General features: G+C 59.6%; 12 protein-coding genes. 11 read left to right on the forward strand and 1 reads right to left on the reverse strand.

Translation table 11 applies throughout. From position 1 onward, the window contains the following. The first annotated feature begins 3 nt into the window (after positions 1-3). The 11 genes from ACR0AZ_RS01435 (at position 4) to ACR0AZ_RS01485 (ending at position 11,876) form a co-directional block, all read left to right on the forward strand. Complete coding sequence (locus ACR0AZ_RS01435) at positions 4-1,122, forward strand: energy transducer TonB (protein ID WP_480666597.1); 1,119 nt, start codon at positions 4-6, stop codon at positions 1,120-1,122. After that, complete coding sequence (tolB, locus tag ACR0AZ_RS01440; protein ID WP_480666598.1) at positions 1,119-2,438, forward strand: Tol-Pal system beta propeller repeat protein TolB; 1,320 nt, start codon at positions 1,119-1,121, stop codon at positions 2,436-2,438. Before ACR0AZ_RS01435 ends, tolB begins: the two co-directional genes overlap by 4 nt. A gap of 87 nt (positions 2,439-2,525) precedes the next feature. Then, a complete protein-coding gene (gene pal / locus ACR0AZ_RS01445) occupies positions 2,526-3,032 on the forward strand; it encodes a peptidoglycan-associated lipoprotein Pal (RefSeq protein ID WP_480469135.1) in 507 nt (168 codons plus the stop codon). Between the two features lie 4 nt (positions 3,033-3,036). Next, positions 3,037-3,861, forward strand: coding sequence for a tol-pal system protein YbgF (gene ybgF, locus ACR0AZ_RS01450; protein WP_480471880.1), 825 nt, complete (start codon positions 3,037-3,039; stop codon positions 3,859-3,861). Further along, positions 3,858-5,111 (forward strand): tRNA lysidine(34) synthetase TilS, encoded by a 1,254-nt coding sequence (gene tilS, locus ACR0AZ_RS01455; protein WP_480469136.1) that lies wholly within the window; start codon positions 3,858-3,860, stop codon positions 5,109-5,111. The genes ybgF and tilS overlap by 4 nt, the downstream gene beginning before the upstream one ends. A gap of 77 nt (positions 5,112-5,188) precedes the next feature. Then, a complete protein-coding gene (gene ftsH / locus ACR0AZ_RS01460) occupies positions 5,189-7,105 on the forward strand; it encodes an ATP-dependent zinc metalloprotease FtsH (protein WP_480666599.1) in 1,917 nt (638 codons plus the stop codon). Positions 7,106-7,196: 91 nt separating this feature from the next. Next, positions 7,197-7,784 carry an MOSC domain-containing protein gene (locus tag ACR0AZ_RS01465; protein WP_480666600.1) on the forward strand — a complete coding sequence of 196 codons (588 nt, stop codon included), beginning with the start codon at positions 7,197-7,199 and terminating at the stop codon, positions 7,782-7,784. A 143-nt stretch (positions 7,785-7,927) separates the two neighbouring features. Then, a complete protein-coding gene (locus ACR0AZ_RS01470) occupies positions 7,928-9,604 on the forward strand; it encodes a formate--tetrahydrofolate ligase (protein WP_480666601.1) in 1,677 nt (558 codons plus the stop codon). 58 nt (positions 9,605-9,662) lie between these two features. After that, positions 9,663-9,968 carry a chorismate mutase gene (locus ACR0AZ_RS01475; RefSeq protein ID WP_480666602.1) on the forward strand — a complete coding sequence of 102 codons (306 nt, stop codon included), beginning with the start codon at positions 9,663-9,665 and terminating at the stop codon, positions 9,966-9,968. Between the two features lie 52 nt (positions 9,969-10,020). Continuing rightward, positions 10,021-10,911 (forward strand): bifunctional methylenetetrahydrofolate dehydrogenase/methenyltetrahydrofolate cyclohydrolase FolD, encoded by an 891-nt coding sequence (folD, locus tag ACR0AZ_RS01480; RefSeq protein WP_480469141.1) that lies wholly within the window; start codon positions 10,021-10,023, stop codon positions 10,909-10,911. A gap of 227 nt (positions 10,912-11,138) precedes the next feature. Beyond that, positions 11,139-11,876 (forward strand): LytTR family DNA-binding domain-containing protein, encoded by a 738-nt coding sequence (locus ACR0AZ_RS01485; protein WP_480666603.1) that lies wholly within the window; start codon positions 11,139-11,141, stop codon positions 11,874-11,876. A gap of 3 nt (positions 11,877-11,879) precedes the next feature. Here ACR0AZ_RS01485 and pdeM read toward each other — a convergent pair whose 3' ends face one another. After that, positions 11,880-12,518 carry a ligase-associated DNA damage response endonuclease PdeM gene (gene pdeM / locus ACR0AZ_RS01490; RefSeq protein WP_480667132.1) on the reverse strand — a complete coding sequence of 213 codons (639 nt, stop codon included), beginning with the start codon at positions 12,516-12,518 and terminating at the stop codon, positions 11,880-11,882. Positions 12,519-12,535: the final 17 nt, after the last annotated feature.

The raw sequence follows: 12,535 nt of genomic DNA on the forward strand, positions 1-12,535 counted from the left end.
ACGGTGGATACCGGCACCAAGATTTCAGCAATTGCGCATGTCAGCCTTATCAGCTGGGCGCTGTTCGGAGGCACGTTCCGATCCGAGCCGCTGCCGATGGCTGTGCAGGATGTCTCGGTGATTTCATCCGAACAGTTTGCGGCGCTGAGCGCGCAGCGCAATGCACCCGAAATGCCAACCGATCCGGAAGAGCTCGAGCAGCCCGAGACCCCGGATCAGATCACCGCACCGGACCCCGTGCCGGACACTCCGCCAGAGCCGGAAGCTGTACCGCAACCGGAGCCAGAGCCCGAGCCGGAGGTCCAGCCGGAAACCGTCGAGATCGCGCCTGAACCTGAACTGATCGAGGAGCTGCCAACGCTGGATCAGCCCGAACCGGAAGTGGCCGCACTGCCTGTGCCTCCGGGCCCTGAGGCTGAGCCGCAGCCTGCGGACAGAGTTGCACCTGAGGCGATTGCACCGCCTCCGCCAGAGGCGAAACCGGATGACATCGAAACCCCTCCGGTCTCATTGGACGAAGGGGCAGAGACGCAGCAGGAGCAGCAGGATCAGACCGCGCCGGAAGAGGCCGCGCCCGAGATCGTGACCGAGGCGGAAGAAGTTGAAGATCCGGCCCCGCGCACCTCTCCGCGCCCGCGTGTGCGCCCCAATCGCCCGACGCCTGAGCCCGAACCCGAGGTGGCCGAGACGCCCGAGCCCGCGCCGACAGAACCTGCACCGACCGAGCCCGTTCAGGATGAGCAGGCCATCAATGACGCACTGGCCGAGGCATTGGGGAGTGGCTCCGAGCCTTCAGGTCCGCCGCTGACCAGCGGGGAAAAGGATGCGATGCGGGTGGCCGTGTCGCAGTGCTGGAATGTCGGATCGTTGTCGACCGACGCGCTGCAGACCGTGGTGGTCGTCGGTTTCTCGCTGACACCAGATGGTAAGGTAGTCGGCGGTAGCCTGAGGATGCTGGATAGTACTGGTGGCTCTGCAGCGTCTGCCAAACAAGCTTATGAAGCTGCGCGTCGCGCGGTTTTACGCTGTGGGGCAAAAGGATACGACCTGCCTGCTGACAAATACAGCCAGTGGCAGGATATTGAGATTACATTCAATCCCGAGAGGATGCGGATCAAATGATGAAACTTCTGACCAGCCTCTTTATTGGCCTGACCCTGCTGACGGCTCCGGCCTATGCTCAAAGCGGGCCGCTTCGTCTGGAAATTGACGAAGGCATTATTGAGCCGATGCCCTTTGCGGTCCCAAACTTCGTCCCGGACAACGCGGCGGCTGCGCAATATGCGCAGGATATCTCTCGCGTGGTGGTGTCGGACCTGACGGGAACTGGCCTGTTCCGCGAGATTTCGTCGGATGCATTCATCAGCCGGGTCAGCAGCTTTGATGCTCCGGTGCAGTTCGCGGATTGGAAGGCGATCAACGCGCAGGCACTCGTGACGGGGGCCGTGAATGTCTCGGGCAAGCGGCTGACGGTGCGGTTCCGGGTGTGGGATGTGTTCTCGGGTCAGGAACTGGGCAACGGGTTGCAGTTTGCGGGCACTACGGACGGTTGGCGGCGCATGGCGCATAAGGTGGCTGATCAGGTCTATACAAGGATAACGGGCGAGGGGGCCTATTTCGACAGCCGTGTGGCCTTTGTTTCGGAAAGCGGGCCTAAGGATCAGCGGCTTAAGCGGCTGGCGATCATGGATTATGATGGCGCGAATGTACAGTATCTGACAGACAGTGCGGCCATCGTGTTGGCCCCTCGGTTCTCGCCCACCGGCGATCGGTTGCTTTACACCGGCTATGAGACTGGCCAACCACGGATCTATCTGCTGGATGTGGGGCGCGTACAACGTCAGGAATTGCCGACACTGGAAGGTACCATGAGCTTTTCTCCGCGCTTTTCGCCGGATGGGCGCTCGATTGTCTATTCGCTGACGCAGGGCGGGAATACCGACCTTTGGAAAATGGATCTGGCCTCGGGCCAAAGCGCGCGCTTAACCAATACGCCGGCCATTGAAACCGCGCCCAGCTATTCGCCGGATGGCAGCCAGATCGTGTTTGAAAGCGACCGCTCGGGGACGCCGCAGCTCTATGTCATGCCCGCAAACGGAGGTGAGGCAACGCGGATCAGCTTTGGGCAAGGTCGCTACGGCACGCCCGTCTGGTCCCCGCGCGGCGATCTGATTGCGTTCACCAAACAGAACAAAGGCCGGTTCCATATCGGTGTAATGCGCACCAACGGAGACGAGGAACGTCTGCTGACCGCTTCGTTCCTTGATGAGGGGCCGACGTGGTCACCCAATGGCCGTGTCATCATGTTCACGCGCGAAACGCAGGGGGCCAGCGGTCGCTCGACACTGTATTCGGTCGATATATCGGGCCGTAATCTACGTCCGGTCCGCACGCCGGACGGGGGTAGCGATCCATCCTGGGGTCCATTGCAGAATTGATCTGTGCTGGCTGTGGATAACGTTCACAACGAAGATGCGGTGTGATAGAAACGCGCCAATAAACAAACGAAACACGAGGCACCTGAAATGAAACTATTGAGCAAAATCGCGGCTGTCGGGGCGCTGACCCTGATCGCCGCATGTTCCAACAATGATCCTTCCGCATTGGGCGGTGGTGGTCCCGGCGCCAACGGAGCGCTGGTGCCGGGTTCGCCGAGTGATCCGCGCTCGCCAGCCTATTTCCAGCAGACCGTGGGAGATCGGGTTCTGTTTGCGGTCGATCAATCCACGCTCAGCCCGCAGGCCCAGACCGTTCTGCAAGGGCAGGCCGACTGGCTACTGGCCAACCCCGATTTTGTGGCCAACATCGAAGGTCATGCGGATGAGCAGGGCACGCGGGAATATAACCTTGCCCTGGGCGCGCGCCGGGCGAATGCGGCGCGTGAATATCTGATCTCGCGCGGGGTGGCGGGCAACCGTCTGACCACGGTCAGCTTTGGTAAAGAGCGCCCGATTGAAATTTGCAGCACCGAGGAATGCTATTCCAAGAACCGCCGCGCGGTGACGGTGCTGACCGGCTCAACCTTGGGGTAAGATGATGCGATTTGCAGGATTGGTTCTGGCGACGGTTGTGACCGTCGCTGGTGTGGCACGGGCACAGGATCAGCAAACGCTGGCGGATATCCGTCAGGAGTTGACGGTGCTGCATGTGGAAATCCAGCGCCTCAAGCGCGAGTTCTCGACCACTGGTTCGCCCGCGCCCAACCTATCCGGCAGTTCCGTGCTGGAGCGCGTTGACGCCATCGAGGCGGAACTGCAGCGCCTGACGCGTCAGACCGAGCAATTGAACCAGCGGGTCCAGAATATCGTTACCGATGGCACCAACCGTATCGGCGATCTGGAGTTCCGTCTGGTCGAACTGGAAGGTGGCGATCTCAGCACACTGGGTGAGACCTCGACGCTGGGTGGTGAGACGTCGACCGAGGTTGCAGTTGCCCCGACGCCCCCCCAGCCCGAGGTGACTGAACAAGGTGAGTTGGCGATCGGAGAGCAGGCAGATTTCGATGCGGCCTCACAAGCGCTCGTGGATGGGGATTTCCAGACCGCAGCCAATCTGTTCTCGCAATTTGATCAGGCCTACCCGGGCAGCCCGCTGGCGGCACAGGCCAACTTGCGGCGCGGTCAGGCTTTGGAAGGGTTGGGTGATACGCGCGAGGCTGCCCGGGCATTCCTGGCCAGCTTCACCGGTGATTCCGAAGGACCGCTGGCCCCCGAAGCTTTGTTTGAGCTGGGTGCGGCGCTTGGACGTCTGGGCCAGACCGATCAGGCTTGCATCACGCTCGGCGAGGTTGGCGTGCGCTTCCCAAGCTCGGCCCCGGCAAGCTCGGCCACGCAGGAAATGGCGGCGCTGGGCTGTTCTTGACCTCTGACACCGATACGCTTCGGTCCGAAATTCTGGCACGCCTGCCAGACCCGCTGCCGCGCCGTCTGGGTGTGGCCGTGTCCGGTGGCAGCGATTCGACGGCTCTGTTGCATCTGCTTGCAAGCATCGCTCGGGAAACGCAGGTCGCGTTATTTGCAGCAACTATTGATCATGGGCTGAGGCCCGAATCGGCTGCCGAGGCTGCATCGGTTGCGGTATTGGCGCAAAGCTGGGGCATTCCGCATCAAACCTTGAAGTGGCGAGATTGGGACGGGTCCGGCAATCTGCAGGATCAAGCGCGACGAGCGCGATATCGGTTGTTGGTGGAATGGGCAGATGATCTTGGGCTTGAGGCTATCGCATTGGGACATACGGCAGATGATCAGGCTGAAACCGTTCTGATGCGGCTTGCCCGGTCGGCGGGCGTTTCTGGCCTGTCCGGCATGGCGGGAGAACGTGCTGAGGGCGGTGTCTCCTTGCTACGCCCGATGCTTTCGATCACGCGTGCGCGGCTGCGCGACTACCTGACAGCGCAGGGGATCAAATGGATCGACGACCCTTCGAATCAGGACGCGCGCTTTGATCGGATCAAGGCGCGCGACGCACTGACCCGGCTGGATCAGATCGGTATTACGGCTGAAGGTCTTTCGCGCGTTGCTGACAATCTCGCACAAGCTCGCGAGGCTTTGGCGCGATACGCGCAGGAATCCGCCCGTCATCATGTGAAGGTTGTGGACGGCGATTTGTGTTTCGATCGAGAGGGTGCCACGGCGTTGCCGCACGAGATTCGACGGCGTCTTTTGGTGGCTGCGGTCATGTGGCAGGCAAACAAAGACTATCCACCCCGTCAAAGCGCCATTGATCAGGCGGTTCAGGCGCTGCTGAAAGGTCAGGCGACCACTCTGAGCGGCTGTCACCTGATTCCGGATGGTAAAAATACGTGGATTTGCAGAGAGCTAAATGCCGTCAGCGCCCAGACAACACGTCCCGGCACCGTGTGGGATGGGCGCTGGGTTTTGACAGGACCCGAAGCATCCGGTGCTGAAATTCGCCCTCTGGGTGAGGATGGCATCCTGCAACTGACGGATTGGCGGTTGGTGACCAAGCCCCGCGCGGTATTGATGTCGACACCGGCTGTTTGGGTCGATGAAACCGTTCTGGCCGCCCCATTGGCCGGTTTTTCCAATGGATGGACGGTAAATGCTCCCTCTGGCAGGCCTGACTTCTATGCCGCAATTTTATCTCATTGAACCTGCCACAATCCTCTCTATTTTAAGGAACAACCCCGGCGGGTCCCCATCCGCCGAAACCTTCTAGGAGAATTTCCTTGGGCAACGCTCGCAACATCGCCTTCTGGGTCGTTCTGTTTCTGCTGATCCTGGCACTGTTTAACCTGTTCAGTGGCCCCAGCGGATCGCTTCAGAACAACGAACGCACTTATTCCGAATTCGTCAGCGCCGTGGACGCCGGAGACGTCACCAGCGTGACGCTGGATGGCGAACAGATCCGCTATCGCACGAATGACAATCAGGATTATGTCACCATCAAACCCGGCGATGCCGAGGTGACCAAGCTGCTGATCGACAAGAACATCCCCGTGCGTGCTGAAAAGCAGCAGCAATCCGGGTTCCAGTCGTTCCTGATCACGCTTCTGCCCTTCCTGCTGCTGATCGGTGTCTGGGTCTATTTCATGAACCGGATGCAAGGCGGCGGCAAAGGTGGCGCGATGGGCTTCGGCAAGTCCAAGGCCAAAATGCTGACCGAAAAGCATGGCCGCGTGACGTTTGATGACGTGGCAGGCATCGACGAAGCCAAGGAAGAGCTGGAAGAGATCGTGGAGTTCCTACGCAACCCGCAGAAGTTCTCGCGCCTTGGTGGCAAAATCCCCAAAGGCGCGTTGCTCGTTGGCCCTCCGGGGACTGGTAAGACGCTGCTCGCCCGCGCCATTGCGGGTGAGGCGGGCGTGCCATTCTTTACCATTTCGGGTTCGGATTTCGTTGAGATGTTCGTCGGTGTCGGTGCATCCCGTGTGCGCGACATGTTCGAGCAGGCCAAGAAGAACGCGCCTTGTATCGTTTTCATCGACGAGATTGACGCCGTGGGCCGTCATCGTGGTGCCGGTTATGGCGGCGGCAATGATGAGCGCGAACAAACCCTCAACCAGTTGCTGGTTGAAATGGACGGGTTCGAGGCCAATGAAGGCGTGATCATTCTGGCGGCCACCAACCGTAAGGACGTTCTCGACCCCGCGCTGCTGCGTCCGGGCCGGTTCGACCGTCAGGTCACTGTTGGCAACCCCGATATCAAAGGCCGCGAGAAAATTTTGGGCGTTCACGCGCGCAAGACACCTTTGGGCCCCGATGTCGATCTGCGCATCATCGCACGTGGCACTCCGGGCTTCTCGGGTGCCGATCTGGCGAACCTCGTGAACGAGGCCGCTTTGATGGCCGCGCGTGTGGGCCGCCGCTTTGTCACCATGGAAGACTTCGAGAACGCGAAGGACAAGGTGATGATGGGGGCCGAGCGCCGCTCGATGGTGCTGACCCAAGACCAGAAGGAAAAGACCGCCTATCACGAGGCCGGTCACGCCGTGGTTGGTCTGGAACTGCCGCTGTGCGACCCGGTTTACAAGGCGACGATCATTCCGCGCGGTGGTGCGCTGGGTATGGTTGTGTCTCTGCCCGAAATGGACCGTCTGAACTATCACCGCGATGAGTGTGAGCAGAAGCTGGCCATGACCATGGCAGGCAAGGCCGCCGAGGTCATCAAATACGGTGAAGATCACGTTTCGAATGGACCTGCGGGTGACATCATGCAGGCCAGCCAGTTGGCGCGCGCCATGGTGATGCGTTGGGGTATGTCGGACAAGGTCGGCAACATCGACTATGCCGAAGCCCATGAAGGCTATCAGGGCAACACAGCCGGCTTCTCGGTGTCCGCTCATACCAAAGAGCTGATCGAGGAAGAAGTGAAGCGCCTGATCCAACAAGGCTATGAGCGCGCGCACCAGATTCTGAGTGACAAGAACGAAGAATGGGAGCGTCTGGCGCAGGGTCTGCTGGAATACGAAACCCTGACCGGGGATGAGATCAAGCGGGTCATGAATGGCGAGCCGCCCAGCGAAAGCGATGATGAAGGCGATAAGCCGGACGAGGGCAACGCGCCCAGTGTCACCGCGATTCCGAAAACCAAGGCCAAGAAATCTCCGCCCGAAGGCGGAATGGAGCCGGAACCTTCGACATAAACGTAAAAACCCGGGTCTTGACCCGGGTTTTTCTTTTCAATCTGCGCCGGGTGATCTCTGGCGCATTCATACGCGATGAGAGAGAGGTACCATGCCGGTCCTGATAGAAACCGAGTTTGTGGCCGAAACCGTCTGGCTGGGACATGTTCCAGCGGGTCAATCGCTGCGGGCGCAACCTGTCGAGGCATTAACGCTCGGCTTCTCGGGCGACCAGGGTGCGCGGCATGAGGGAGAGACACGAGCGTCCTGCGTGCGGGTCAAGAATCTGTATCCCGAGGGCACCGAAATTCGCAACGTACGCCAATTGTCGGTTCTTTCTGCTGAAGAGGTGCAGATGATTGCGGACGACATGGGATTGGATCAACTGGACCCGGCCCTGATGGGGGCCAGCATCGTGTTGTGCGGTATCCCGGATTTTACCCATGTTCCCCCCTCGTCACGCCTGCAGGCAGAAAGCGGTCTAACCATAGTGATCGACATGGAAAACCGTCCCTGTGTTTTGCCGGGGCGCGAGATCGAAGCGGAAACGCCGGGTAAGGGCGCGGCGTTCAAACCTGCCGCGAAGGATCGCCGAGGTGTAACCGCCTGGGTGGAACGCCCCGGCTCTCTGCGTGTCGGAGAAAAAATGAAGCTGTTCGTTCCGGATCAGCGCCCGTGGGCGCCTGTGGTTTCCGATTAGAAACTGTTGATTGATCTTACGACGCTTCGCGACACCAGAATGTCGGAAACCAGAGTTATCTGAATGGTACACAACGGTATGGATTGCGCAGCGCCGACGCCCTGCGTCGGTTTTGCACGGCATTCAACTAAGGACTCCGGCCAATGAGCTATAAATCCGACATCGAAATCGCTCGCGAGGCGAACAAGAAGCCGATTCAGGAAATCGGTGCAAAGATCGGCATCGAATCTGCGGATCTGCTGCCCTATGGCCATGACAAGGCGAAGGTTAGCCAGGACTTCATCAACTCGGTTCAGGACCGCGAAGATGGCAAGCTGATTCTCGTGACCGCGATCAACCCGACCCCCGCAGGCGAAGGTAAAACCACGACCACCGTTGGTCTGGGTGACGGCCTGAACCGCATCGGCAAGAACGCGATGATCTGTATCCGTGAAGCCTCGCTTGGCCCGAACTTCGGCATGAAAGGCGGCGCTGCAGGTGGCGGTTACGCGCAGGTTGTTCCGATGGAGGAAATGAACCTACACTTCACCGGTGACTTCCACGCGATCACCTCGGCCCACTCGCTGCTGTCGGCGATGATCGACAACCACATCTACTGGGGCAACGAAGCTGAAATCGACACCCGCCGCGTTGCATGGCGTCGTGTGGTCGACATGAACGACCGCGCTCTGCGTCAGATCACGGCGTCTCTGGGCGGCGTGTCGAACGGCTTCCCGCGTGAGGCAGGCTTTGACATCACCGTGGCCTCCGAAGTTATGGCGATCCTGTGCCTGGCGAACGACCTGAAAGATCTGGAAAAGCGTCTGGGTGACATCATCGTTGCTTACCGCCGCGACAAGACCCCGGTTTACTGCCGCGACATCAAAGCAGAAGGCGCAATGACCGTTCTGCTGAAAGACGCAATGCAGCCGAACCTGGTTCAGACGCTGGAAAACAACCCGGCATTCGTCCACGGCGGGCCTTTCGCGAACATCGCGCACGGCTGTAACTCGGTCATCGCAACCAAAACCGCCCTCAAAGTGGCCGACTACGTTGTGACCGAAGCGGGCTTTGGTGCGGACCTGGGTGCTGAGAAGTTCATGAACATCAAGTGCCGCAAGGCAGGCATCGCCCCGTCGGCAGTGGTTCTGGTTGCCACCGTTCGCGCGATGAAGATGAACGGCGGCGTTGCCAAGGCCGATCTGGGTGCTGAAAACGTCGACGCCGTGAAGTCGGGTTGCGCCAACCTGGGCCGTCACATCGAGAACGTGAAATCCTTCGGTGTTCCGGTTGTTGTCGCCATCAACCACTTCGTCACCGATACCGATGCCGAAGTTCAGGCGGTGAAAGACTACTGCGGTGAGCACGGGGTTGAAGCGATCCTGTCGCGCCACTGGGAACTGGGTTCGGAAGGCTCTGCGCCGCTGGCCGAGAAGGTTGTCGAGATCGTTGAAGGTGGTTCCGCGAACTTCTCGCCGATCTATCCAGATGAGATGCCGCTGTTCGCGAAGATCGAAACCATCGCCAAGCGTATCTATCGTGCCGACGAAGTTCTGGCCGACAACAAGATCCGCAATCAGCTGCGCGAATGGGAAGAAGCCGGATATGGCAACCTGCCGGTCTGCATGGCGAAAACGCAGTACTCGTTCTCGACCGATCCGACCCTGCGCGGCGCGCCGACCGGTCACTCGGTTCCTGTACGTGAGGTTCGCCTGAGCGCCGGTGCTGGCTTCATCGTGGTTGTCTGTGGTGAGATCATGACCATGCCCGGCCTGCCGCGCAAACCAGCCGCTGAGACGATTCGCCTCAACGAAGAAGGCCAGATCGAGGGCTTGTTCTAAGCGCTTGAATGATACATCTCGTGGTCCGGGGACTTCCCCGGGCCGTGAGGAGAATAGAATGCCCACTCTGACACCGCCGCGAGACTGTCATACGATGCAGGAATTGCGGCCTCAGATCGACAAGCTGGACCGCCAACTGATCGAATTGTTGGTAACGCGCGCAAGCTACATCGACCGCGCGTCCGAGCTGAAACCCGGCGAGGGGCTGCCCGCCCGCATCCCGGAACGTGTCGAAGATGTGGTGCAGCGCGTGCGCAAGAGTTCGGATGAATTGGGTATGGATCCCGATCTTGCAGAGAAACTCTGGCGCATCTTGATTGATTGGTCGATCGCTCGCGAAGAGCGTGTGCTCGGCCCCGACTGAAGACCCGGGCGCTTTCGGCGCCCGATCCGTTTTTGAAAGAAGGGATCAAAGGATGGTAGCGCAGGTTATCGACGGTAAGGCTTTTGCGGCCAAGGTTCGCGCTCAGGTGGCCGATCAGGTGGCAAAGCTGAAGGAAGAAAACGGTATCACGCCTGGTTTGGCTGTGGTGCTGGTGGGTGAAGACCCGGCGAGCCAGGTTTATGTCCGCTCGAAGGGAAAGATGACCGTTGAAGTCGGCATGAACTCTTATGAGCATAAGTTAGATGCCGACACCTCGGAAGAGGACCTGCTGGCCCTGATCGACAAACTGAACAACGACCCTGCCGTCCACGGCATTCTTGTACAGCTGCCGCTGCCGAAGCATCTGAACGAGGATCTGGTGATCAATTCGATCGACCCGGCCAAGGATGTCGATGGGTTCCACATCTCGAACGTGGGCTTGCTGGGCACTGGCCAGAAGTCGATGGTCCCCTGTACCCCTCTGGGCTGCCTGATGATGCTGCGCGATTACCACGGCTCGCTGTCGGGCATGGATGCGGTTGTCATTGGTCGTTCGAACATCGTGGGCAAACCGATGGCGCAGCTGCTATTGGGCGACAGCTGTACGGTGACCATCGCGCATTCGCGCACCAAGGACCTGCCGGATGTTGTGCGCCGCGCCGATATCGTTGTGGCCGCGGTTGGCCGCCCCGAGATGGTTCCGGGCGACTGGATCAAGGAAGGCGCGACCGTCATTGACGTGGGCATCAACCGGATCGAACGTGACGGCAAGAACAAACTGGTTGGCGACGTCGACTATGCCAGCGCCGCCGAACGCGCGGGCGCGATCACACCGGTTCCGGGTGGTGTAGGTCCGATGACCATTGCCTGCCTGCTGGCCAACACTCTGACCGCCTGCTGCCGCGCGAATGATCTGCCCGAACCAGAAGGCCTGACAGCGTAACTCTGCTTTACAGGGGCTTCGACGCAACCCCTGACATCTCATCCGGGCCGGAAAGCACCTGCGCTTTTCGGCCCGTTTTGCATCTGCATCCCAGAAAATTAATTCGCATATTAACGGGTTTGACTTAACGTCAACCGGTGATAAGCCTTCTGCTCCAGCTGGTTAGGAGGATAAGATGCCTTCCAACTAAGCGAATTCGAGAATGCGTTAGGGGCGCGCGGGTTTGTATGAGATCTAAACTGGAACCTATATTGGCGCAGGTCTACCTGCAGCGCATTCTGGCTGGCCTCGTATTCATTCCGTTGATGGCCTACTCATTCGCGCCATTTCGGGACATGACCCTATCTTTCGTCGAACGACTGGTGTTCTGGTCGGGTGTCATGCTGTTGGCCCTGGCGGCGACCTGGGCCGCGGGCAAGCTGGTGCGCGACCGATTGCTGCGCGCAGGCCTGTTGCTGCGTGACCTCGCGTTTGCGCTGTTGATCCTGATACTCTTCGCCCCGGCGTTATGGGGGCTGACCTGGGTTCTGTTCACGCTCAACGGTCTGATGGCGCCCGGATTGTTGGTGGTTGTGCCATATGGTGTGCTGTTTGCTACGGGCCTGTTGCTGGTTCGTGAGCGGGATCAGCCCGATGTGCTGGAGGAAGAGGTCAAACCACGCCTGTGCAGTCGGCTACCGTCTGGTTTTCAGGGTCAGATCTATCGGCTAACCGTCCGCGATCACTCTGTCGACGTTGTGACGTCAGAGGGGACCTTCACGATCCGCTCACGCTTTACGGACGCGATTGCCGAGATGGAGCCCGTGTCGGGCCATTGTACCCATCGGTCGCATTGGATCGTGGATGCGGCAATTACCGGGATTGAGAAGCAGAACGGCAAGACTTTCCTGCGTTTGTGCAATGATGACCTTGTTCCGGTTAGCCGGAAATACAAACCAATGCTGGAAGAGGACGGACTTCTCTGATCCTCACCTTGGCATTGGAACCATCCGGGGATGAGCTCCGGTCAGGATCGCCCGTGCATCTGCAGCCATCAGATTGGACAGCGCAACATCTGAGCTGCGCAACCCACCGGTATAAGTGCCATAGGCCGGTAAGATCAGGCGTTTATGATCGATAAGGAAAGCTGGGCGGGTGACGTGACGGCCACGCACGGATAGGCCGACTTTGGGATGATAATGCCCCGAGATCTCACCCTTCCCACGGGGCTCGGCGATATGACGGAATGTCAGCCCCTCGCAAGTCCACTCGGCCAGATGCGTTCCACCCAGTTCAACCGGACCGGGGTCGTGATTGCCCTCAATCCAGATCCAGTGCCGTCCGGCCTGTAGGGTGGCGATCTGCAGCCGGTCTTCCCGTGGTAGTGATTGAGAAGCACGCAGATCATCAAAACTGTCGCCCAGACAGATGACGATGGCCGCATTCGTCAGCGCCAAATCAGTTGTCAGTCGGGTCAGGGTTTCGCGGTTGTCATACGGAGGCAGGGCAGGGCCGCCTCTGCGGGCTGCCCGCTCGGACTTGCCCAGATGCAGGTCTGAGACACATAAAAGCTTCTGATCTGGCCACCACAAGGCGCCAGAGCCCAGGGCAGACAACCCATGATTCATGAACGTAAAGTCAAGCG

The sequence above is a fragment of the Ruegeria sp. BE3 genome (genome assembly GCF_056538865.1).